We start from the raw sequence: 23,408 nt of genomic DNA, 5'->3' as shown, positions 1-23,408 counted from the left end.
CAACAACGCCATGCAACAAGACATCCTGATTAATTGGTCGCCCCAGGAAACCCGCGTGGCCGTGGTGGAGCACGGCGCCGTGCAGGAGCTGCATATCGAGCGCACGCTGGAACGCGGCCTGGTGGGCAACGTCTACCTGGGCAAGGTATCGCGCGTGCTGCCGGGCATGCAGTCGGCCTTCATCGACATCGGGCTGGAGCGCGCGGCCTTCTTGCACGTAGCTGATGTGTGGCAGCGCCAGCCCGATGGCGAGCCGCCCGCATTCGCCCGCAAGAACGAGCCGCAAGTGCCCATCGAAAAACAGGTGTTCGAAGGCCAGGCACTGATGGTGCAGGTCATCAAGGACCCGATTGGCACCAAGGGCGCGCGGTTGTCCACGCAGATCAGCATTGCCGGTCGCCTGCTGGTGTTTTTGCCGCAGGACGACCATGTGGGCGTGTCGCAGAAGATCCCGCCCGCCGAGCGCGATGCACTGCGCGCGCGGCTGCAGGCGCTGGTGGGCGACAAGTCCACGGGCGGTGGCGGCGGCTTCATCTTGCGCACCAACGGCGAAGATTCCACGGATGCCGAGCTGGCTGAAGACATTGCCTACCTGCGCAAGACCTGGGCGCGCATCAAGGAGGCATCGCTCAAGCTGCCGGCCATGTCGCTGTTGCACCAGGACCTGGACCTGCTGCAGCGCGTGCTGCGCGACCTGGTGGGCGACCACACGCAGACCATCCGCATCGATTCGATGGAGCAATTCCAGCGCCTGCGCGCGTTCGGGCAGGAGTTCATGCCCGCAGCCGCCGGCAAGCTGCAGCACTACAAGGGCGAGCGGCCGATTTTTGACTTGTATGCCATCGATGAAGAGGTGGCAAAGGCATTGGGACGCCGGGTGGACCTGAAGTCGGGCGGCTACCTCATCGTGGACCAGACCGAGGCGCTCACCACCATCGACGTGAACACCGGTGGCTACGTGGGTGCGCGCAACTTCGACGACACCATCTTCAAGACCAACCTGGAGGCAGCCCAGGCCATTGCTCGCCAACTGCGCTTGCGCAACCTGGGCGGCATCATCATCGTGGACTTCATCGACATGGTGCGGGACGACCACCAGCAGGCTGTGCTGGCGGAGTTCAAGAAGCAGCTCGCGCGCGACCGGGTCAAGACCATGTCGTCCGGCACCTTCTCGCAACTGGGCCTGGTGGAGATGACGCGCAAGCGCACACGCGAATCATTGGCCCACATGCTGTGCGAGCCCTGCGAGGTATGCCAGGGCAAGGGCAGCGTGAAGACTGCGCGCAGCGTGTGCTACGACATCCTGCGCGAGATCCTGCGCGAAGCCCGCCAGTTCAACCCGCGCGAGTTCCGGGTGGTGGCGTCGGCGCGGGTGGTGGAGCTGTTCCTCGACGAGGAGAGTCAGCACCTGGCCGGGCTTTCCGACTTCATCAAGAAACCCATCTCGCTGCAGGCCGAAAGCGCGATGGGGCAGGAGCAGTACGACATCGTGCTGCTATGAGTGCAGAGGACGGTGGTTATTACGAGCGTCTGCGCCTGCGCTTGCTAGCCGATGGTTTTTCAGCGCACGAAGCGCTGGCGGAAGTCGCGGAGGCTTACCTGGACGGTAGACCCGAGAAGGTCAACGGCCACAAGCTGAGCCGCAGTGGTCGAGATCACTTGTTCTGGTCGACTGTGTGCTTACAAGCTGCTGATGCGCAGGATTGGCGTGGCGAAGCCATGGGTTTGGCGCTGACGCGTTATCTCGCACAAGACAAGGTGGCTGCCCCTGGACTGTTGGGTGTGCTCGCACAGCAAGCGCCTATCGTCCTCACGGACGCGGTGCGTCACTCTGGCTTGGCGCTGCGGCCTGATTCGCCACGTCGCCATGAACTGCAGCAGGCTGCGGCACAAGCCCCCGAAGTCGCTGAATTGTGCCGGGTGCTTCACCTATTGGATGAGGCCCACGCCCTGCGTCGAGACGCGCTGGCCCGCTGCCAGTTGCCATGGGAGACAGTGCCGATCATTGAGCTGTTGGCATGGACCAGTCTTTACGCTTTCGATCATTTGGTGCCACATGGCCTGCATGGCTCAGCGGCTGTCGAGGCCCAAGGAATGTCCGTGGCGAGTGCTTGGGATGCGATCAACGCATTGCTGCTCTGGAAATTACGGTCAGGCGACCGTTCCGCCTTGCGCCTCAATGAGAACGACATTGCCGAGCGTGTAGGGCCGTTGTTTCGGGATTGGCTCTTCTCGAATAGAGCATTGCCAGAGTTGGCGGCCCGGCGCTACGCGCAGTTTCAAGACCTCATGGCGGCGCAGATCGAGATGCGGGAATTTTTGAGCCGCAGCCTCCATGCTTTTTGCTGGGATGACGGCATCCGATTTGAGAGACGCGGAGACAGGCTGGAGATTGTCGAGACTGACCCGGCTGCACGCGCTGCATGGGAGCGCAACACACGCAAGCTGTGGCAGTTGCAGGGCTATTGGATGGATCGGGCAGTCGATGCGTTCGCGCACTCCGACATGGCACACCAGCGCATAGGGCGGCCTGAAAACGAGGACGACAACCGAGCGGCCTGGATTAAGGCGCTCGCCACGCGGATGCGGCTGAGTGAGGTGTACGGGGTAGGCGATCAGGTGAGCCTTGAAGGGGGGCGCACGGTCAACCTCTTTCAGGCCTTGCTGGCGCAGGAATTGACGGCTATTTTTTTCTTGCGTGACTACATTGGAGCGTTCGCTGCCCACGCGCAAGCCCTGGGGCACTGGCGGCTGGCACTGGGGCGCTTGGCGCTGCAGGGCTTGTTGGAGGGCATGCAGAACCGTCTGCCGTTTACATGGTCAGACCGCACCGCTAAGGTTCGCCGTATCACGGGTTGGACTGTCACGTCCGAACAGCCGCAAGGGAGTGTGGCCTCTGCCCAAGCCATTCTCGATTTCTGGTGCTACGACATGGTGGCGCTTGGTGAAAGGTTGGGGCGGGACGAGCCTGGCTTGCATCCAGGTTTGTTTGAGCGTCCAGTCCTTCAGTTTGGTCATGCTTACGTGCAGTTGCCTTGGATTGCTGCTTTTCAAAGCAATGGCCATGCGGCCATCAACAATCTGCGCAGGCTGGGGGCGCGACGCGCTGAGACGCGAGAGGAAACACAGCGCATTGAGGCCAACTTGGCGGTGGCCCTGCAGGCGCGGGGCTTTCGCGTTGTACTGAATTGGCAACCGCCTGACGATCTCCGCGACGCCGGTGAGGTGGATGTGCTGGCTGCGCGCGACGGGCATTTGTTTGTCTTCGAACTCAAGTCCACATTCGTGCGCCAATCGGTTCAAGATGCGTGGCAGCATGTGACCACCACATTGCGCAAAGCGGGGCGCCAACTGGTACGTAAGCAAGCGGCAGTGCTCGGTGTGCTGGCGGGCGATATGGCTTTGCAAAGTGCTTTGGGGTTGCCAGAGCCGCCTACGCTTGAGCGGGTTCACGCGTGGATCGTGGACACCTCTATCGAGGGTGACCATTGTTTCTTTTTCGGCTGTTTGAAGTTGTCGCTGGAGGAAATTCTGATTACGCTGCGTGACGATCGACAACGCTTGTTTGAAGGGCAGGTGTGGACGCAGGCAGAGGGATTGCCGCGCCATTCCCAGGCAAGCCTGTACCCGGATGGCTTCGATGCAGTGCACTTTGTGAACGTTGTCCAGAGCCAAGCTGTCTGGGGTGAGGAGTAGATTTTTTCCAATTTGCAGGCGCTGTTGCTCGCTCACGCCAGATGGGCCAGGGGCGTAGGCTGGCGCTACGGCACAAACCGGTACCCCACCCCCGCCTCGGTTCGCAAATGCCGGGGCATGGATGCGTTGTCCTCCACCTTCTTGCGCAGGTTGGCCATGTGCACGCGCACATAGTGCGTGTCCTCAGCATGGCCTGGGCCCCACACGGCCTTGAGGAGCTGGGCGTGGGTGATGACGCGGTCGGGCTGGGAGGCCAGGTAGGTGAGCAGCTTGTATTCGATGGGTGTGAGGTGCAGGGCCTCGCTGCCATTGCCATTGCCATCGCCGTTGCCTTCACCATTGCCGCCCATGCGGCGCTCCACCGTGCGGCGGGCCAGGTCCACGGTGATGGGGCCGAACTGGATGACGGGTGTGGCTTCGGCGCCGGATGCGCGCTGGCTGCGGCGCAACTGGGCGCGCACGCGGGCCATCAGCTCACCGGAGCCAAAGGGCTTGACCAGGTAGTCGTCGGCCCCGGCATCCAGCGCCGCGATCTTGCTGGCCTCGGCGCTGCGGGCCGAGAGCACGATGATAGGCATGGCCGACCAGGTGCGCAGGTCGCGGATCAGGTCCACACCGTCGCCATCGGGCAGGCCCAGGTCCAGCACCACCAGGTCGGGGCGGCGGGTGCCAGCCTCGATCAGGCCGCGTTGCAGCGTGGCGGCCTCGTGCACGGTGTGGCCTTCGCTCTCCAGCGTCAGGCGCACAAAGCGGCGGATGTCGGCTTCGTCTTCGACGATGAGGATGTGGGTGGGCAGGTCGGTCATGGGGATTGGAGGGCCGCGCGGTCAAACTTCGCAGGTGGTGTCTGCATCGGTGCCTAGATCGGTGGGCGGTGTACCGCGTGGCAGCAGCAGCGTAAAGCGTGCACCCGCAGGCTGGCCCTGGGCGTTGTGGATCGTATCGCCCCGGATGCTGCCACCGTGCGCCTGCACGATGGCGCGGCAGATGGCCAGCCCCAGGCCCACACCGGGCGTGGCGCTTTCGCGGGCACCGCGCTCGAATTTTTCAAACAGCAGCTCTTCACGCCCTTTGGGCAGGCCGGGGCCTTCGTCGGTAATGGTCAGTGCCACGGCATCGCTTTGGGGCTGCGCGCTGATGCGGAGGGTGGTGTCTGCGGGCGTGTACTTGGCGGCGTTTTCCAGCAGGTTGACCAGCACCCGCTCCATCAGCACGGCGTCGATCTGCAGCAGCGGCAGGTCGCCCGGCAGGGTCACTTCGATACGGTGCGTTGCAATGGCCGGGGCGCAGGCGGCCAGGGCGCTGCCCACCACTTCTTCCAGTGGCTGCCAGGCTTTGTTGAGTTGCACGGCCCCGGCCTCCAGGCGGGCCATGTCCAGCAGGTTGTTGACCAGTGCGCTCATGCGCTGGGCCGATTGCTGGATGGCGTCGGTCAGCTCTTGTTGATGGGAAGGCAGGGGCGGCTGCACCATGGCCAGGGATTCGGCCAGGCCGACCAGCGAGGCCAGCGGCGTGCGCAGGTCGTGCGAGATGGCCGAGAGCAGCGAGTTGCGCAGCCGCTCGGACTCGATCTGCACCGTGCTTCTCTGCGCCACGTCGATGTAGTGGATGCGTTCGAGCGAAATGGCCAGCAGCGAGGCGCAGGTCTGCAGCAGGCGGCGCGGTTCCACGCCCGGCACCTGGCCTTGCGGCATCGCGACCACCAGCACGCCACGGATGCGCATGGGCGCCTTGAGCGGCAGCACCAGCGTGGGGCTGGAGTGCAAGGTGTCCGTGCCCCGGCCTGCGGGCTCGCCGCGCTCGAATGCCCATTGCGCCACGGCCATGTCCACGGGGGCGGTGCCTCCGGGCAGCACCTGCAGGCGGTTGTCATCGTCGGCCACCACCAGCGTGCTGCCTGCGCTGAACTCGCCGGTGATAAAGCGTGCGCCAATCTCGGCCACCTGTTCGGGCAGCAGGGCAGCAGACAGGTCACGCGCCATGTCGTAGAGGCTGCGCACGCGGTGTTCGCGGTCGGTGGCGGCCTCGGCCTGTACCTTGAGCCCGGCGGTGAGCTGGCCCACCACCAGGGCCACCACCAGCATCACGGCAAAGGTGACGACGTACTGCGCGTCGCTCACCGCAAAGTTGAAGCGGGGCGGCACAAAGAAGAAATCAAAAAACCCCACGCCCAGGAACGCCGCCATGATGGCCGGGCCACGCCCAAAGCGCAGTGCCACACCCACCACCACCAGCAAAAACAGCATGACGATGTTGGTCAGCTCCAGCACGTTGGCCAGCGGCGTCGCGATGACGGCGGCGACGCAGCAGGCGAGCGCGGCAGCGATGTAGCCCGGCCAGAACGCACCGCGGGGGGCGTTGGTGGCGCGGGTGGTTTTGCGCTCTGCTGCGTCATTGCTGCGGCTGGGCAGTGTGCCCACCTGCAGCAGGTCCAGGTCGCTGGCACTTTGTCCGATCTGCTCGGCCAGCGTGGCCTGCCACGGCCAGCGCCGGGTGCTGCGCCCCATGACCACGCGCACCAGGTTGTGTTCACGTGCGTAGCGCACCAGGGCCTGTGCGGGCTGGGCGGCGGGCAGCACGGTGCAGGCGGCAGCGCCCAGTTGCTGAGCGATCTTCAGCGTGCGCTCTACCTGCGGGTGCAGGGTGGCCGACTGGCCTTGCTGCTCGGGCGTTTCCACATGCACGGCGTGCCAGGGCAGGTCGAGCTGGGCGGCCAAGCGGGCGCAGCTGCGCACCACTTTTTCGGCGTTGTCGCCCGTGCCCACGCAGGCCAGCAGGGCCTCGCGGTTGGGCCACACGGCCTCATGCGTGGTGCTGCTGGCGCGGCGGTAGGCGCGCATTTCGTCGTCCACCCGGTCTGCCGTGCGGCGCAGGGCCAACTCGCGCAGGGCCAGCAGGTTGCCTTTGCGAAAGAAGTTGGCGGCGGCGCGCTCTGCCTGCTGGGGCAGGTAGACCTTGCCAGTTTTGAGGCGCGCCAGCAGCTCGTCGGGCGGCAGGTCCACCACCACCACTTCGTCGGCCGCGTCAAAAAACTGGTCGGGCACTGTCTCCCACACGCGGATGCCGGTGATGCCGCTCACGATGTCGTTCAGGCTCTCCAGGTGCTGCACGTTCATGGTGGACCACACGTCGATGCCTGCGGCCAGCAGCTCTTCGGCGTCTTGCCAGCGCTTGGGGTGGCGCGACCCGGCCACATTGCTGTGGGCCAGTTCGTCCAGCAGCACCAGGCCTTCGGGGTGTTCTGCGCCCCAGGCCAGGGCGGCATCCAGGTCAAATTCGGGCAGGGTGCGGTCTTTGTAGGGCAGGGCGCGCAGCGGCAGGCGGGGCAGGTGCGCGGTCTGTGCGTCGGTGTCGGCGCGGCCATGCGTCTCGACCACGCCGATGGTGACGGGCGTGCCTTGCGCCTGCGCCGCCCGGGCGGCCGACAGCATGGCAAAGGTCTTGCCCACCCCGGCGCAAGCACCAAAGAACACCTTGAGCCGCCCGCGCTGCTGCTGGGCCTGCTCTTGCTGGATGCGCTGCAGCAGCGCGTCGGGGTCGGGGCGATCCTGCATGGGCACAGTGTATCCACCAATTTGATGTCGAATAGGCCTCAAGCGCTAGTATCAATTGCGCTGATAGCTATTTATTTGATAGCGAATCGAGTGCCAGATTCAAGGCCAAAACGTTCACACGCGGCTCACCCAGCAGGCCCAGCCAGGGGCTTTGGGTGTGTTGCTTCACCAGTGCCTGCACTTGCGCCACGGGCAGGCCCCGGGCGCGGGCCACTCGCTCGGTCTGGTAGGCGGCGGCTGCCGGGCTAATGTGCGGGTCCAGCCCGCTGGCCGATGCGGTGACCAGATCCACCGGAACGGGTTGGGTGTTGCCGGGGTCGGCAGCGCGCAGGGCCTCGATGCGCGTCTTGACGGCTTCGGCTAGCGCCGGGTTAGTGGGACCCAGGTTAGAGCCACCCGAGGCTGACGCGTTGTAAGGCATAGGCGCTGTGGCTGAGGGGCGGCCCCAGAAGTGGCCGGGCTCGGTGAACGACTGGCCGATGAGCTCGGAGCCCACCGTCTTGCCACCCTGGGTGATGAGGCTGCCGTTGGCCTGGTGCGGGAAGGCGGTTTGTGCCACGCCCGTGACGGCCAGCGGGTAGAGTAGGCCGGTGACGAGGGACAGCACGACAAACAACGTGAGGGCGGGGCGCAGCAGGCCGCCTGCGCTGGTGGGCACGTCGTCGCGGGGAATACGGATAGGCATACGATTTTCCTTGTCAGTGATGAGAGCGCTGTGTTGGCGGGTGGGCAGCGATCAGGTCAACCCGGCTGCGGCCAACACCATGTCAATCAACTTGATGCCAATGAACGGCACCACCATGCCCCCCAGCCCATAGATGGTCAGATTGCGGCGCAGCAGCGCGGCGGCGCCGACGGCGCGGTAGGCCACGCCCTTCAGGGCCAGCGGGATCAAAAAGATGATGATCAGCGCGTTGAACACCACGGCGGACAGGATGGCCGACGAGGGGCTGGCCAGGTGCATGAAGTTCAGCGCCGACAGCTGCGGGTAGGTGGTGACGAAGGCCGCAGGGATGATGGCGAAGTACTTAGCGATGTCGTTGGCGATGCTGAAGGTGGTGAGCGAGCCGCGCGTCATCAGCATCTGCTTGCCGGTCTCCACGATCTCGATGAGCTTGGTGGGGTTGCTGTCCAGGTCCACCATGTTGCCGGCCTCCTTGGCGGCCTGGGTGCCAGTGTTCATGGCCACGGCCACATCGGCCTGGGCGAGGGCGGGGGCGTCGTTGGTGCCGTCGCCCGTCATGGCCACCAGCTGGCCATTGGCCTGGTAGCTGCGGATGAGCTGAAGCTTCGCCTCGGGCGTGGCCTCGGCCAGAAAGTCGTCCACACCCGCCTCGGCGGCAATGGCGGCAGCCGTCAGGCGGTTGTCGCCCGTCACCATCACGGTCTTGATGCCCATGCGGCGCAGCTCGGCAAAGCGTTCCTTGATGCCCCCCTTCACCACGTCTTTCAGCTCCACCACGCCCAGCACATGGGCGCCATCGGCCACCACCAGCGGCGTGCTGCCACGGCGCGATACATCGTCCACAGCCGTCTGCACGGCGGTGGGGAAGCGACCACCCAGGGCCTCCACATGCTTGCGGATGGCATCGGCCGCACCCTTGCGCAGCAGGCGGGGGCCGGGCAAGTCCACGCCACTCATACGCGTTTGCGCAGTGAACGGCACGAACGTGGCTTGCAGGCTGGAGAGGTCGCGCTCGCGCAGGTTGAACTTCTGCTTGGCCAGCACCACGATGCTGCGGCCTTCGGGGGTTTCGTCGGCCAGCGATGCAAGCTGCGCGGCATCGGCCAATGCAGCATCGGTCACGCCGGGGGCAGACACGAACTGGCTAGCCTGCCGGTTGCCCAGCGTGATGGTGCCGGTCTTGTCCAGCAGCAGCACGTCCACGTCGCCTGCCGCCTCCACTGCGCGGCCCGAGGTGGCGATCACATTGGCCTGCATCATGCGGCTCATGCCTGCCACGCCAATGGCGCTGAGCAGGCCGGCGATGGTGGTGGGGATCAGGCACACCAGCAGGGCCACCAGCACCACCAGGCTCACCGGCTCGCCCGCGCCGCTGGCCTGCACGCTGAACAGCGAGAACGGCAGCAGCGTGACGACGACGCCCAAGAAGACGATGGTCAGCGCCACCAGCAGGATGGTCAGCGCGATCTCGTTGGGCGTCTTGTGGCGCTTGGCGTTTTCGACCATGGCGATCATGCGGTCCACAAAGGTCTCGCCGGGGTTCACGGCCACGCGCACCACGATCCAGTCGGACAGCACGCGGGTGCCGCCGGTCACGGCCGAGAAGTCGCCGCCGGATTCGCGGATCACCGGTGCGGACTCGCCCGTGATGGCGCTTTCGTCCACCGAGGCCACGCCGTCGATCACTTCGCCATCGGCGGGAATGATGTCACCGGCTTCCACCAGCACCACATCGCCCTTGCGCAGGTTGGCGGCCTCCAGCGGCAGCCAGGTCATTTCGGTGCGTGGGGTGGTGCAGTCAAACTGGCCGTCTAGCTTTTTCGCCCAGGTCTGCTTTTTCAGGCCACGCAGCGAGGCCGCCTGGGCCTTGCTGCGGCCTTCGGCCATGGCCTCGGCAAAGTTGGCGAACAGCACGGTGAACCACAGCCACAGCGCGACGGCTGCCGTGAAGCCCTCGGGTTGGCTAGCGGCCAGCGCGGTGGTGAAGGCGCTGCCCACGTACACCACAAACATCACCGGGTTGCGCCATTGCACGCGCGGGTCCAGCTTTTTGAAGGCCTCCAGCAGCGCGGGGCGCACCAGGGCGGGGTCGAACAGGGTCAATGTCTTGCGAGTCATCACAATCTCCGTGCCATTTCTTTAGCGTGTGGTCAGCACCAGGTGCTCAACCACCGGGCCCAGCGCCAGGGCGGGCACATAGTTCAGCAAGCCCACCAGCAGCACCACGCCTGCCAGCAGCGCTACAAACAGCGGGCCGTGCGTGGGCAAGGTGCCATCGGTGGCGGTGGCGCGCTTTTTGGCGGCCAGAGACCCGGCCATGGCCAGCACCGGCACGATCACGCCAAAGCGGCCCAGCCACATGGCCACGGCCAGCAGCACGTTGTAGAAAGGCGTGTTGGCCGACAGGCCTGCAAAGGCGCTGCCGTTGTTGTTGGCGGCGGAAGACAGCGCGTACAGCACCTGGCTGAAGCCGTGCGCGCCGGGGTTGGAGAGGCCTGCGCGGCCCGCCTCGCTCATCACCGCCACGGCGGTGCCCAGCAGCACCAGCAGGGGCGTGACGAGGATGGCGATGGCAACGAGCTTCATCTCGTGCGTCTCGATCTTCTTGCCCAAGTACTCGGGCGTGCGGCCAATCATCAGCCCGGCGATGAACACGGCCATGATGGCGAACACCAGCATGCCGTACAGGCCCGAGCCCACGCCGCCAAACACCACCTCGCCCATCTGCATGAGCACCATGGGCACCATGCCACCCAGGGGTGTGAAGCTGTCGTGCATGGCAATCACTGCGCCGCAGCTGGCGGCTGTGGTGATGACGGCGAACAGGGCCGAAGTGGCGATGCCAAAGCGCGTCTCCTTGCCTTCCATGTTGCCGCCCGCCTGCAAGGCGCTGGCGGCCTGGTCCACGCCCAGCGATGCCAGCAGCGGGTTGCCCTGTTGCTCAAAGGCAGTGGCTGCCACCACGGCCACCACAAACAGCAGGCTCATCGTGGCCAGAATCGTCCAGCCCTGGCGCTCATCGCCCACCATGCGGCCAAACACCAGGCACAGCGCGGCGGGGATGAGGAAGATGGCCAGCATCTGCAACAGGTTGCTGGCGGCCGAGGGGTTCTCGAACGGGTGGGCCGAGTTGGCGTTGAAGTAGCCGCCGCCGTTGGTGCCCAGCATCTTGATGGCCAGCTGCGAGGCCACGGGGCCCATGGCCAGCGTCTGGGTGGCTTGCGTGGCGGGCTCGGTGACTGGGGCGCCCTGGGCGTCGAGCACGGGTTGGCCCGCGCTATCGAGCTTGGGGGCGTCGTAGTGCACGGGCTCCAGCGTCTGCACTTCGGTATAGGGCGACAGGTTCTGGATCACGCCCTGGCCTGCAAACACCACGGCCAGCACCAGCGACAGGGGCAGTAGCACCCACAGCGTGGCACGGGTGATGTCGGCCCACACGTTGCCAATGCTTTGTACGGAGTGCCGGGAAAAGCCGCGCACCAATGCCACGACGACGACGAGGCCCGTGGCGGCAGACAGAAAGTTCTGCACCGTCAGCGCCAGCATCTGCGTGAGGTAGCTCATGGTGCTCTCGCCGCCATAGCCCTGCCAGTTGGTGTTGGTGACAAAACTGATGGCGGTGTTGAAGGCCGAGTCGGGTGCCACCGCAGCCATGCTCTGCGGGTTGAATGGCAACACGGCCTGCCAGCGCTGCAGCGCATACACCGCCAGCACGCCCAGGCCGTTGAACACCAGCAGGCCCAGCGCGTAGCGCAGCCAGCCGGTTTCTTCCTCGGGCCGCACGCCAGCCAGTTGGAACAGCGGCCCCTCCAGCCGTCGCCCCAGGGCAAAGCGGCCCGCCATCACGGTGTCGATGTAACGCGCCAGCGGCCAAGCCAGCGCCAGCAGCAGTGCCAAAAACACTGCCAATTGCAGCCAGGCACCGGTGCTCATGAAAAGTCCTCTGGCCGCAGCAGCACCGCGACCAAGTACACCAAGAGGCCTGCAGCCAGCACGGCCGCCAGAATCATCCAGCCGCTGGTCATGACCGCCCCCCTTGTGCCTGGCGTTGCAGCAGCGCGCAACCTTTGGCCAAGCCATAGACGGTCAGCCACTGCAGGCCTCCCACCGTCATCAATATCCAGTCCATATCGTCCTCCTTGAGACATGGACCGATGCTAGGAACGGCCGCATCAAGACGGGCGCAAGAGTGCGGGGTGCGATATCAAGATCGCATCAAGATGCGCGGACGCCAGGCCAGGTGGGCAGAAAGATGTATGGTGGTTTGCTATTGAATTTATAGCTTCATGCGCATGATATTCAAGCGCTAAAGGCTGTTTTTATTCAAAGTTTTGCGTTGAAGCGCGGGTTTGCCGGTGCTCGCACTGGTTTCGGGTGTCTGCACGTTCGGCGTGTGGCGCACCTTGAGGTCTGTCCGTTCTCCCAACGGGTCATTGGAGAGCGCTCACATCAGCCCGCAGCAAAGGCGCTCGCAAGCTGCGATCATCCCCACCCTGCATCACGCTTCTTTTCTTCATGACCCAGGCCACATCGCTCCGTCCCAGCGCTTCCAGTCCGCTCGATTCCCTTGTCCCTCTGCTGTTTGTGGCGCTCTGGAGCACCGGCTTTATCGGCGCCAAGCTGGGTCTGCCGTATGTGGAGCCGCTGACCTTTCTCGGGCTGCGCTTTGCCATCGTCACCGTGCTCATGCTGGCTGTGGTGGCGGTGGTGCGTGCGCCCTGGCCACCGACGGGCAGGGCCTGGGGTCACATCGCGGTGTCGGGCCTGCTGGTGCATGGCGTTTACCTGGGCGGGGTGTTCATGGCGATTGGGCACGGGCTGCCGTCGGGCATCACAGCGCTGGTGGTGGGCTTGCAGCCGCTGCTGACAGCCCTGGTGGCCGGGGCTTTGCTGGGTGAGAAGGTGCGGCCTGCCCAATGGGCGGGCCTGGCCCTGGGCTTTACCGGCGTCGCGCTGGTGGTGGCCGGCAAGGTGGCTACCGTGCCGGCGGGTGCTTTGCTGGGCATGCTGCTGCCAGCGGTGGTTGCGCTGCTGGGCATCACGGCGGGCACGCTGTACCAAAAGCGGTTTTGCCCCTCGTTCGATTTGCGCACGGGTTCGGTCATCCAGTACCTGCCCTGTGCGGTGGCTATGGCTGCCGTCGCCTACGCCACCGAATCCATGGCCATATCGTGGACCGGCGAGTTTGTGTTTGCGCTGGGCTGGCTGGTGCTGGTGTTGTCACTGGGCGCGGTGAGCCTGCTGAACTTGCTCATTCGCCGGGGCGGCGCGGTGAACGTGGCCAGCCTGTTTTACCTGACCCCGCCCACCACGGCGCTGATCGCCTGGGCCATGTTTGGCGAGACGCTCAGCGGCTGGGCACTGGCGGGTATGGGGTTGGCGGCTGCGGGTGTGTGGCTGGCGCGGCAGACGCGTTAGGGCCTTCAAAGGCCCTGCGGATCACAGCTTGCGCAGCCGTTCCAGCGCGGCGCGCAGCGTCTCGTCCTTCTTGGCGAAGCAGAACCGCACCACACGCTGGTCAAACCCATCGCCATAAAACGCCGACAACGGAATCGCGGCCACGCCCACTTCGCGGGTGAGCCACTGGCAGAAATCGGCCTCGTTCAAGTCGCTGATCGCTGAGATGTCCACGCACTGGAAGTAGCTGCCGGTGCTGGGCAGCAGCTTGAAGCGTGAGCCCTCTAGCCCCTGACGGAACAGGTCGCGTTTGGCCTGGTAGAAGGCCGGCAGTTGCAGGTAAGGCTTGGGATCGTGGAGGTAGGCCGCCAGGCCGTGCTGCATGGGCGTGTTGACGGTGAACACATTGAACTGGTGCACCTTGCGGAACTCGGCCGTCAGGGCGGCAGGGGCCGCCACGGTGCCGACCTTCCAGCCGGTGACGTGGAAGGTCTTGCCAAAGCTCGACACGATGAAGGCACGGGCGGCCAGGCCTGCAAAACGTGCGGCGCTCTGGTGCTCGGCGCCGTCGAACACCATGTGCTCGTACACCTCGTCGCTGATGAGCAGGATGTCGGTGGGGGCGAGCAGGTCTTCGAGCTGGCGCATTTCCTCGGCCGTCCAGATGGTGGCGCTGGGGTTGTGCGGGCTGTTGATGAGGATGGCGCGGGTGCGGGGCGTGATGGCCGCGCTGATCCTGGCGAAGTCGGGCCGGAAGGTGCCGGGCGTGAGTGGCACGCGCACGGCCTTGCCACCGGCCAGCTCGATGTTGGGTACATAGCTGTCGTAGCAGGGGTCGAGCACGATCACCTCGTCGCCGGGGTGCACGATGGCCAGGATGGCGGTGATGATGGCCTGCGTGGCGCCCGCGGTGATGGTGATTTCGGTGTTGGGGTGGTAGGCCCGGTCGTGCAACGCCTCGATCTTGTGGGCCACGGCTTCGCGCAGGGCGGGCACGCCAGGCATGGGCGGGTACTGGTTGTGCCCGGCCTGCATGGCGGCAGTGACGGCGTTCACCAGCTCGGGCGCGCATTCAAAGTCGGGGAAGCCCTGGCCCAGGTTGACGGCCTTGTGCTCGGTGGCCAGGGCGGACATCACGGTGAAGATGGTGGTGCCGACGTTGGGCAGCTTGCTGGGGAAAGCGGGGGTGCGGGCGGTGGTGGATGTCATGGCGCAGCGGCTTGGAAAACGGGAAAATTCTGGAGGAGTCAGTATGTTTCTGGCCTGAATGCAGGTCAGAGTTCGTAGTCGTTGACATGGCCCGTCATGGCGCGGGCGATGAGTTCACGGCTCAATCGGTCGCTGAGCAGCTCGGCAAACTTGTAGACAAAATTGCGCAGGTAGGCGCCGCGCTTGAAGGCCACGCGCGCCACGCTCTGGCCGAACAGGTGGCCCACGGGGCGCACAGCGAGGTCACCCACCGGGTCGTCGCGCATGGCCATCTCGGCCACGATGCCGATGCCCAGGCCCAGGCGCACATAGGTTTTGATCACATCGGAGTCGATGGCTTCGAGCACGATGCGGGGCGTGAGTTTGCGCGCCGCAAAGGCGTGGTCGATCTTGCCCCGGCCGGTGAAGGAGGGGTGATAGGTGATTAGTGCCTCATGGGCCAGGTCGTCCAGTCCAATGCGCTCCTTTTGCGCCAGCGGGTGGTCGTTGGGCACGACCAGCACGTGCTGCCATTCGTAGCAGGGCAGGGTGACGAGTTCGGGGTAGTCGGCCAGGGATTCGGTGGCCATGCCGATCTCGGCCACCTCGTCGATGATCATGCGGGCCACTTCGTGGGGCGTGGCCTGGTGCAGGCTCACGTTGACCTTGGGGTAGGCCTCGCGCAGCCGCGCCACGGGCACCGGCAGCACGTAGCGCGCCTGGGTGTGGGTGGTGGCGATGCTGAGGGTGCCGCTGTCTTGCGCGCTGAATTGCTCGCCAATGCGCTTGAGGTTACCCACCTCGCGCATGATGACTTCGATGCTCTTGAGCACGTGCTGGCCGGGCTCGGTGATGCGCTTGAGGCGCTTGCCGTGGCGGGCAAAGATGTCCACGCCCAGTTCTTCTTCCAGCTCGATGATGGCCTTGGAAACGCCCGGCTGCGAAGTATGCAGGGCCTTGGCGGCCTCGGTCAGGTTGAGGTTGCGACGCGCAGCCTCTTGAACGAAGCGGAATTGGTGCAGATTCATATCGAATATTGCCTAAAGAATTGCATCATTATGATGCAATCGTCTAAGCAAACGGTCGGCACCTCAGAAATTTCAGGCTGGCGGGCTTTCGCAGGCGATCTCTGCCATCAAGGCCGTCATGCGTGGGTCCTCACCAATGGCGGCTTGCACATGAAACTGCGCGCCTGGGTGGGTGGTGCGCAGCTCCTGCACCAGCAAGGGCAAATCCTCCCGGGCATGTTTGCCGGTGCCTAGGAACATGGGCACCACCGTCACGGCGGTGGCCCCATCGGCCACCAGTTGCCGGACGGCCTCCGGCAGGGATGGCTCACACAGTTCCAGGTAGGCACAGCTGACCCTGCGGTCCGGGCTCTGCGCTGCGATGCGCGTTGCGACTGCCTCCATGGGGGCGCGCCACAGGGGGTCGCGGGACCCGTGGGCAAACAGGACGATGGCTTGGGTCATGGGCGAGGCAAAGTCAGAGTGTCAGCGTCTCAGCACCAGCCAGCCAAACGCCGCCAGCGAGAGCAGGGAATAGATCAGGCCGGGCGCCGCCGCTGTCAGCCATGGTGACCAGTTTTGCAGGTTGCCCGCATAGCCGAAAACGTTGTTGAGCAGGAAGAAGCTGATGCCCGCCATCACGCCGCCGAACACGTAGCCCGCGATGCCGCCCGAGCGAAAATGCAGGTATGCAAAAGGCAGCGCCAGCACCACCATCACCAGGCAGCTCAAGGGGTAGAACACCTTGCGCCAGAACTCGATTTCGTACTTTTGGGCGGACTGCCCATTGGCGTTCAGGTGTCGGATGAACTGAAAGAGGTCCAGCGTGGCCATGCGGTCGGGCTTGAGCAGGGACGCGGCCACCATGTCGGCGCTGATCTTGGTCGGCCACTGAAGGGAGGGGCTTTCCTGGTGCTCCACACGGGCCTCGTTCTTGTCGTTTTGCTGCTCAAAGTGGCTGCGCTGCACCTTCTCCAAGGTCCACGATCCATCTGGGCCGAACTGCCCGGATGCTGCCCGCGTCTGCGAAGCCAGGCGGCCCTTGTCGTCGAACTCGAAGATGCGCACGTCCAGCATGCCGCCATTGGGGGTGAGTGCGCGCACGTTGACGGCAAACGAATGGTCCTCCTGTCGCTCTTTCAGCCATGCGCCCGTGGCGCCCGCTGTCAGCCGCCCCAGGTAGCGCACCTTGATGAGCTGCGCGGTGCGGTCGGTCAAGGGGGCCAGGTAGTCACCGACAGCAAAGGTCAGCAGCACAAAGACGCCGCCGAGCGTGAGCAGGGTGCGCAGCGCGCGCCAGGGGCCCATGCCGCTGGTGCGCATGATGGTGAACTCCGAGCTTTGGGCCAGGCGCGCCATCACGAAGATGGTGCCGATCAGTACCGTGATCGGCAGTAGTTCATACAGGTGACTGGGGATGCTGAGCACCACGAACAGCAGCGCGTGCGAGAGCTGGTAGCCATCGGCACCCGCACGGCCTACCCAGCGCAGTTCATCCACCAGGTCAAAGAAGAAGAACAGGGCCAGAAAGCCCACAGTGACAAAGGCGACGGCGCCCAGCGCCTCTCGGTGAATCAGGCGTCGGATGGTTTTCATGTGGGCTGCCCTCCGGCACGCAGGGACTGCCCCATGCGGCGCACCGTCCACTGGTTGTGGCGTACCGCCAGCACCAGCAGCGAGGCTGCCAGCATGCCGCCATGCAGCATCACCATGAAGCTGGTCAGGCCCAGCCGGTCCGCACCCACCCAGCTCTGGCCCAGGGTCATGAGGTTGTAGTAGACGATGAAGGCAAACAGCGCAAACACCATGCTGGTGCTGCGCGCCGCGCGTGGGTTGACGCTCGCCACGGCCAGGCCCAGCAGCACAAAGTTGAGGGCGGCCAGAGCCAGGCCCAGCCGCCATCCCAGCTCGGCGCGGTAGGCCGGCAGCGGCTGCATCATGAGGTCGTAGGTGGTGCGTGTCTTCACCGCTTGTTCTTCTGCCGACCCGGGGGGCGCGCTACCGATGCGGGTGCCGTACAGACTGAACTCGCTGATCTTCACGCCGGGCTTGTCACGCGAAGTCTCCAGGCGCTGGCCGTCGCTGAGCAGGGCCATGCGTTCGCCGCCCTGGGTTTCCAGCCGGGCGCTGCGGGCGGAGGTGACGGATTCACGTTTACCGTCATTGGCAGCGATGAAGACGTTGTTGGCGGCCAGTGTGTCCGGGGTGTCCTTGTCGATGAAGAACACCCGGCTCCCGTTGGACGACTCCTGGAACTCGCCCGGGGCGATGCGGTCGATGTCGCTGCGCTGTTCGTAGCGGGTCTTGAGTTCCTGGATCTGGGAGTTGGCCCACGGCCACACCAGCAGCGACAGCACGGCGATCACCACCATCACCGGCCAGGCGAATCGCAGCAGCGGTCGCACCAGGCTGATCAGGCCGCGCCCGCTGGCGAACCAGATCACCATTTCGCTGTCACGGTACATGCGCGACAGCGTGCCGACCACCGCAATGAACAGGCTGAGGCTGAGAATGGTGGGCAACTGCCCCAATACGGTGAAGCCCATGACGAGCATCACGTCGGACGGGCTGACGCTGCCCTTGGAGGCCTGACCCAGCGTGCGGATGAGCATCATGGTCATGACCACGGTCACCAGCACCACAAGGGTCGCGCCGAAGCTGCGCGCCAGCTCCTTGCGGATGGATGAATCGAATAACATTGGCTCGAAGGAAAACACCAATTATGAACTTTGATCTCAAGACCCTTGAACTTGCTGCGGCAGCTTCGGAGAAATGCGACCTGCTGATCGTCCTGCTGCCCGAGGGCTTCAAGCCCGGCAAGGATGCGCTGTCCGCGCTGGCGGCCTTGGCGCTCAAGAACGGAGATCTGACCACCAAGGCGGGCAAACACCTGCAGCTGTACCAAGTGCCCGCCGTTGCAGCCCGCCGCGTGGTGCTGTTGGGGCTGGGCGATGGTTCGGCGCGCGCAACGCGTCAGGCACTGCAGTCGTTGGGTGGCGCCATCAAGGCGCCGCAGACCAAGCGGGTGGTGCTGTGTTTCGCAGGCGAGGCCCCGGCTGCGGCCGTTAGCGCTGCCGTTCAGGCGGTGGCAGACGTGAGCTATGTGTACACCACCACCAAGACCAAGGTAGAGGCACGCAGCCTGAGCCGCTGTGTGGTGGGTGTGCCCGATGCGGCCAGCGCGCGTGACGGATTTGACAGCGGTGTGGCCTTGGTGGCTGGCGTGGAGTTTGCGCGGGAATGGGGCAACCGCCCTGCCAACCATGCCACCCCCAGCCTTCTGGCCGACGCGGCCAAAACCCTGACCAAGCTGCCACGCATCCAGTGCAAGGTGCATGGTCCGGCAGAGGTGGCACGTCTGGGCATGGGCGCCTTCATGGCGGTGGCAAAGGGCTCTGAAGAGCCACTGCGTTTCATCGAGCTGCGCTACAACGGCGCTGCCAAGGACCAGGCGCCGGTCGTGTTGGTAGGCAAGGGCATCACCTTTGACACCGGCGGCATCTCGATCAAGCCTGCGCCCGAGATGGACGAGATGAAGTTTGACATGTGCGGCGCAGCCAGCGTGCTGGGGACCTTCCGCGCGCTGGGCGAACTGCAGCCTGCCATCAATGTGGTGGGCCTGATCCCCGCGTGCGAGAACATGCCAGACGGGCGGGCCGTCAAGCCGGGCGACGTGGTCACCAGCATGAGCGGCCAGACCATCGAGATTCTGAACACCGACGCTGAAGGGCGCCTGGTGCTGTGCGATGCGTTGACCTATGCAGCGCGATTCAAGCCTGCCGCCGTGGTGGATATCGCCACACTGACGGGGGCCTGCGTGATCGCGCTGGGCGGCGTGCGCAGCGGCTTGTTTGCCAATAACGACGGCCTGGCGGAGTCCTTGCAGGCCGCCGGGGAGGCCGCGCAAGACCTCTGCTGGCGCATGCCGCTGGACGATGACTACGCAGACGGCCTCAAGAGCAACTTTGCCGACATGGGCAATGTGGCCGGCCGTGCGGGTGGTTCCGTCACTGCTGCGAAGTTCTTGCAAAAGTTCGTGGGCGATATGCCATGGGCGCACTTGGACATTGCGGGTACTGCCTGGAAGGGAGGTGCTGCCAAGGGGTCTACAGGGCGCCCGGTGGGCCTGCTGGTGCACTATGTGTTGGAACAGTCCAAGGCGCAGGTTCGTCAGGCCAAGGCTCCTAAATCTACGTCGCGCATCGCGACCAAGACGGCCGCCGGAGTGGCCGGTAAGCCCGCGGCCAAGCGGTCCTCCAGCACCAAGGCTGCGTGACGGTGCCATGACCGAGGTGGCTTTTCACTTCAACGCGCCAGACAAGCTGGCCTATGCATGCCGTTTTGCGCGCAAGGTTCAGCGCACAGGGGCTCGTCTGGTCATCGCGGCGCCTGCGGATGCGCTTCAGGCGCTGGACCGCATGCTCTGGTTGATGGCCCCTCAGGACTTTGTGGCCCACTGCCACGCCGATGCCGACGAGGAGTTGGTTCAGGCGTCTCCGGTATTGCTGGCGCAGGATGCACGCCTGGCACCGCACCATGAAGTCCTCTTGAATCTCAATGCGGAAGTCCCGGAAGGTTTTGGCCGGTTTGACCGCCTGGTGGAAGTGGTGAGTGCCCAGGACGAAACCGACCGGGCCCAGGCGCGCGCGCGGTGGCGCCACTACGCCTCCCGGGGCTACGCCATCACCCGCCATGATCTGGTGTTGAAAGCAGGCTGATGGCGCTGCCACCCAAGACCCCTCCGCGTTTTGTACCCACGCTCACCGAAGTGGTGCAGGTGCCCGATGCCGCACCGCTCGCACCGGGTGCTTCGAGTCCGGCGGCGCGCACCACGGTTCTGTCGCCGTCGCAGTCTGCCGCTATGGCCAAGGCCGCGGCGCCCGCAGTGCGGCCGCGTGGTGCGCCACCGGCCGCCGCGCCTTCCATCACTGCGCGTCCTGTCGCCTCCCCGGTGGCTGCGCCATGGCCTGCAGTTTCTCCTCAGGTATCGCGTGCTCCGGTGTCGCATGGTCAACCAAGCCCGGTAGTTCCTCCTGCCCTCTCTGCAGGCCCGACGCCGGGGGCCGCGTCCGCTGCGGCCCGTGCCTTGCCAGATGGGATGGAGGAGTACATGGTGCACCGCGTCATGCAGCGCGTGGATGTGGTGCTGGACCAGCGCCTGCGTGAGGCAATCGCCACGGTGGTGCAGGAGCAGACACGTTCAGTGCTTCCGCGTCTGCGCGAAGAGATCGAATCGGTGGTGAGGCATGCCGTGTACGAGGCAGTTGCGGACGAGCTGGCCAGTGGCGTGCCCCCTATGCCAAAGGGATGACAGGGTATTCCCCTGTGGTTTCTCTCGCGTTTAATCGTGTTCCCTAATGATCTGGCCCGTAAATTGCGATATGTTCGCCTGCGTTGAGACACAAGAAGATTCTCAGCGTTTATCTTTACTGGAGATTTGATATGCAATTGAAGTTGAAACTGACCGTGGTTGCTGCTATCGCGGCTGTTGCTGGTATGGCCTCTGCACAAGAGCAAGTGGTCAAGATCGGCCACGTGGCTCCGGTTTCCGGCGCCCAAGCCCACTACGGCAAGGACAACGAAAATGGCGCCCGCATGGCCATTGAAGAGCTGAACGCTCAGGGCATCACCATCGGTGGCAAGAAGATCAAGTTCGAGCTGCAAGCTGAAGATGACGCTGCCGATCCAAAGCAGGGCACTGCTGCCGCACAAAAGCTGTGCGACTCCAAGGTCGCTGGCGTTGTCGGCCACCTCAACTCCGGTACCACGATCCCCGCATCCAAGGTGTACAACGATTGCGGCATCCCGATGGTGACAGGCGCTGCGACCAACCCCAACCTGACCAAGCCTGGCTACAAGACCACGTTCCGTATCATCGCCAACGACAACGCCCTGGGCGCTGGTCTGGCGTTCTACGCTGTGGACACCCTGAAGCTCAAGACCGTTGCGATCATCGATGACCGTACCGCTTACGGCCAAGGCGTTGCCGACGTGTTCAAGAAGACTGCCGCAGCCAAGGGCATGAAGGTTGTGGACGAGCAGTTCACCACCGACAAGGCCACCGACTTCATGGCCATCTTGACCGCCATCAAGGCCAAGAACCCTGATGCCGTGTTCTTCGGCGGTATGGATCCTCAGGCTGGCCCCATGCTGCGTCAGATGGAGCAACTGGGCATGGCCAATGTCAAGTACTTCGGTGGCGACGGCGTCTGCACCTCCGAGATCGCCAAGCTGGCTGCTGGTGCCAAGACCCTGGCCAACGTGATCTGCGCTGAAGGCGGCTCTTCGCTGGCCAAGATGCCCGGCGGCACGGCCTGGAAGGCCAAGTACGATGCCAAGTACCCCAACCAGTTCCAAGTGTACAGCCCCTACACCTACGACGCCACGTTCCTGCTGGTCGACGCTATGAAGCGTGCCAACTCCGTAGATCCCAAGGTGTACGTGAACGAACTCGCCAAGGCCAACTTCAAGGGTGTGACCTCCACCATCGCCTTCGAACCCAATGGCGAAATGAAGAACCCTGCCATCACGCTGTACGTCTACAAGGACGGCAAGAAGACACCTCTGTAATCAGGGTGTGGCTTCGTGCTGCAGGGCGTTTCGATGCCTTGCAGCCATCAAAAAAGGCTTCCCTCGGGAAGCCTTTTTTTGTTGTACCGCACGGCCTACAGCCAGTGCTGCGACCGGCTAGCGCTGCTAGCGTCGGACCTGCAGTGAGCCGGGGTTCACGATGTTGGTCGGAGTGCCCTTGATGAAATTCACCACGTTGTCGAAGGCTGCACCAAAGTAGAGTTCGTAGCTGTCCTGCTCCACGTAGCCAATGTGTGGGGTGCAGATGCAATTCTCCAGGCGCAGCAGGGCGTGGCCTTGGAGGATTGGCTCGCTCTCGAACACATCCACTGCCGCCATTCCAGGACGGCCGCGATTGAGTGCCGCGATCAGCGCGTCGGGTTCAATCAACTCCGCACGCGACGTGTTCACCAGCAGCGAAGTGGGCTTCATGCATGACAGGTCTTCGAGCGAGATGATGCCGCGCGTTTCGTCGTTCAGGCGCAAGTGCAGTGAGATCACGTCGCATTGCGAAAAGAACTCTTCGCGCGTGGCTGCGGCCTGGTAGCCATCCGTCAGTGCCTGCGCCCGCGAAGCCTCGCGGCCCCAGACGCGTACGTTCATGCCAAACGCACGACCGTAACCCGCTACCAGTTGCCCGATGCGACCATAGCCCCAAATGCCCAGGGTTTTCCCCCGCAACACGCTGCCGAGCCCGAAGTTGGCGGGCATGGACGCGGTCTTGAGGCCGGACTGCTGCCACGCGCCATGTTTGAGGTTGGAGATGTACTGGGGCAGGCGGCGCATGGAGGCCATCACCAGGGCCCAGGTCAGCTCGGCAGGGGCTACGGGGGAGCCAACCCCTTCTGCCACGGCAATACCCCGCTCGGTGCATGCAGTCACATCAATGTGGCTGCCAATCTTGCCGGTTTGGGCAATGAGCTTGAGCCGCGGTAGTTTTTCGACCAATTGGCGTGTGATCTGGGTTCGTTCCCGGATCAGCACAATGATGTCGGCATCTTTGAGCCGCACCGAGAGCTGCCCCAGCCCCTTGACCGTGTTGGTGTAAACCTTGGCGGTGTACGTGTCGAGCCGGGAGGCGCAGTGCAGTTTGCGCACTGCATCCTGGTAATCGTCGAGGATCACAATATTCATCCCGACATTGTGCCTTGGCAGGAGCACAGGAATGCCCCCTACGCCTCACTGGGCACATCAAAGCCTGCGGTTTTTAGTGACTGAGTGCTGCACGAATGTTGAAGCGGCAATCACGGCACTGCAGGTGTGGCGCAGAGTGGGTCGTAAGAGCGACAGCGGGTGAGGTCCGCTGTAATG

At 64.4% G+C, this 23,408-nt stretch carries 19 protein-coding genes; 7 read left to right on the top strand and 12 right to left on the bottom strand.

Features of this window, described 5'->3' with window-relative positions:
• Positions 1-10: 10 nt before the first annotated feature.
• Both rng and C8C99_RS09570 read left to right on the top strand, forming a co-directional pair.
• Positions 11-1,501 (top strand): ribonuclease G, encoded by a 1,491-nt coding sequence (gene rng, locus C8C99_RS09575; RefSeq protein ID WP_108625616.1) that lies wholly within the window; start codon positions 11-13, stop codon positions 1,499-1,501.
• Positions 1,498-3,696: a hypothetical protein gene (locus tag C8C99_RS09570; RefSeq protein WP_056644901.1), complete on the top strand. Its 2,199-nt coding sequence runs from the start codon at positions 1,498-1,500 to the stop codon at positions 3,694-3,696. The genes rng and C8C99_RS09570 overlap by 4 nt, the downstream gene beginning before the upstream one ends.
• Positions 3,697-3,761: 65 nt before the next feature.
• On the opposite strand, the gene C8C99_RS09565 is transcribed toward C8C99_RS09570, so the two are convergent.
• From C8C99_RS09565 to kdpF, 6 genes are all read right to left on the bottom strand, one after another.
• Positions 3,762-4,502 carry a response regulator gene (locus C8C99_RS09565; RefSeq protein ID WP_056644900.1) on the bottom strand — a complete coding sequence of 247 codons (741 nt, stop codon included), beginning with the start codon at positions 4,500-4,502 and terminating at the stop codon, positions 3,762-3,764.
• A 21-nt stretch (positions 4,503-4,523) separates the two neighbouring features.
• Positions 4,524-7,250, bottom strand: a complete 2,727-nt coding sequence (locus C8C99_RS09560) for a DUF4118 domain-containing protein (RefSeq protein ID WP_108625615.1) — start codon at positions 7,248-7,250, stop codon at positions 4,524-4,526.
• Between the two features lie 67 nt (positions 7,251-7,317).
• Positions 7,318-7,935, bottom strand: coding sequence for a potassium-transporting ATPase subunit KdpC (gene kdpC / locus C8C99_RS09555; RefSeq protein WP_108625614.1), 618 nt, complete (start codon positions 7,933-7,935; stop codon positions 7,318-7,320).
• A 51-nt stretch (positions 7,936-7,986) separates the two neighbouring features.
• Positions 7,987-10,053: a potassium-transporting ATPase subunit KdpB gene (gene kdpB, locus C8C99_RS09550; RefSeq protein WP_108625613.1), complete on the bottom strand. Its 2,067-nt coding sequence runs from the start codon at positions 10,051-10,053 to the stop codon at positions 7,987-7,989.
• A gap of 21 nt (positions 10,054-10,074) precedes the next feature.
• Positions 10,075-11,868: a potassium-transporting ATPase subunit KdpA gene (kdpA, locus tag C8C99_RS09545; protein ID WP_108625612.1), complete on the bottom strand. Its 1,794-nt coding sequence runs from the start codon at positions 11,866-11,868 to the stop codon at positions 10,075-10,077.
• Positions 11,865-11,960: a K(+)-transporting ATPase subunit F gene (kdpF, locus tag C8C99_RS09540; RefSeq protein ID WP_044394814.1), complete on the bottom strand. Its 96-nt coding sequence runs from the start codon at positions 11,958-11,960 to the stop codon at positions 11,865-11,867. Before kdpF ends, kdpA begins: the two co-directional genes overlap by 4 nt.
• A 490-nt stretch (positions 11,961-12,450) precedes the next feature.
• On the opposite strand from kdpF, the gene C8C99_RS09535 reads away from it, so the two are divergent.
• Positions 12,451-13,353 (top strand): DMT family transporter, encoded by a 903-nt coding sequence (locus C8C99_RS09535; protein ID WP_108625611.1) that lies wholly within the window; start codon positions 12,451-12,453, stop codon positions 13,351-13,353.
• 21 nt (positions 13,354-13,374) lie between these two features.
• On the opposite strand, the gene C8C99_RS09530 is transcribed toward C8C99_RS09535, so the two are convergent.
• From C8C99_RS09530 to lptF, 5 genes are all read right to left on the bottom strand, one after another.
• Positions 13,375-14,541, bottom strand: a complete 1,167-nt coding sequence (locus C8C99_RS09530; RefSeq protein ID WP_056644886.1) for a pyridoxal phosphate-dependent aminotransferase — start codon at positions 14,539-14,541, stop codon at positions 13,375-13,377.
• A 65-nt stretch (positions 14,542-14,606) separates the two neighbouring features.
• Positions 14,607-15,548, bottom strand: a complete 942-nt coding sequence (locus tag C8C99_RS09525) for a CysB family HTH-type transcriptional regulator (protein WP_056062356.1) — start codon at positions 15,546-15,548, stop codon at positions 14,607-14,609.
• Positions 15,549-15,620: 72 nt separating this feature from the next.
• Positions 15,621-15,992, bottom strand: coding sequence for a sirohydrochlorin chelatase (locus C8C99_RS09520; RefSeq protein ID WP_056644883.1), 372 nt, complete (start codon positions 15,990-15,992; stop codon positions 15,621-15,623).
• 21 nt (positions 15,993-16,013) lie between these two features.
• The gene (gene lptG, locus C8C99_RS09515; RefSeq protein WP_056644880.1) at positions 16,014-17,123 is read right to left on the bottom strand and encodes an LPS export ABC transporter permease LptG; all 1,110 of its coding nucleotides are present in this window, start codon (positions 17,121-17,123) and stop codon (positions 16,014-16,016) included.
• Positions 17,120-18,226: an LPS export ABC transporter permease LptF gene (gene lptF, locus C8C99_RS09510; RefSeq protein WP_108625610.1), complete on the bottom strand. Its 1,107-nt coding sequence runs from the start codon at positions 18,224-18,226 to the stop codon at positions 17,120-17,122. Before lptF ends, lptG begins: the two co-directional genes overlap by 4 nt.
• A 23-nt stretch (positions 18,227-18,249) precedes the next feature.
• Between lptF and C8C99_RS09505 the strand changes: the two genes are divergently transcribed.
• The 4 genes from C8C99_RS09505 to C8C99_RS09490 all read left to right on the top strand — a co-directional run bounded on the left by C8C99_RS09505 (position 18,250) and on the right by C8C99_RS09490 (position 22,097).
• On the top strand, positions 18,250-19,803 hold the full coding sequence (locus C8C99_RS09505) for a leucyl aminopeptidase (protein WP_108625609.1): 1,554 nt from the start codon (positions 18,250-18,252) through the stop codon (positions 19,801-19,803).
• 7 nt (positions 19,804-19,810) lie between these two features.
• Complete coding sequence (locus C8C99_RS09500; RefSeq protein ID WP_108625608.1) at positions 19,811-20,245, top strand: DNA polymerase III subunit chi; 435 nt, start codon at positions 19,811-19,813, stop codon at positions 20,243-20,245.
• Positions 20,245-20,838, top strand: a complete 594-nt coding sequence (locus C8C99_RS09495; protein WP_108625607.1) for a hypothetical protein — start codon at positions 20,245-20,247, stop codon at positions 20,836-20,838. The genes C8C99_RS09500 and C8C99_RS09495 overlap by 1 nt, the downstream gene beginning before the upstream one ends.
• A gap of 131 nt (positions 20,839-20,969) precedes the next feature.
• The gene (locus C8C99_RS09490) at positions 20,970-22,097 is read left to right on the top strand and encodes a branched-chain amino acid ABC transporter substrate-binding protein (protein ID WP_056644869.1); all 1,128 of its coding nucleotides are present in this window, start codon (positions 20,970-20,972) and stop codon (positions 22,095-22,097) included.
• A gap of 126 nt (positions 22,098-22,223) precedes the next feature.
• On the opposite strand, the gene C8C99_RS09485 is transcribed toward C8C99_RS09490, so the two are convergent.
• Positions 22,224-23,231, bottom strand: a complete 1,008-nt coding sequence (locus tag C8C99_RS09485; protein ID WP_108625606.1) for a D-2-hydroxyacid dehydrogenase family protein — start codon at positions 23,229-23,231, stop codon at positions 22,224-22,226.
• Positions 23,232-23,408: the final 177 nt, after the last annotated feature.

The sequence above is a fragment of the Acidovorax sp. 107 genome (assembly GCF_003058055.1).
In the GTDB taxonomy this organism is placed as follows: Bacteria; Pseudomonadota; Gammaproteobacteria; order Burkholderiales; family Burkholderiaceae_C; genus Acidovorax.
The sequence above is the reverse complement of the archived record's forward strand: the minus strand, read 5'-3'. Positions and strand labels throughout refer to the sequence as shown.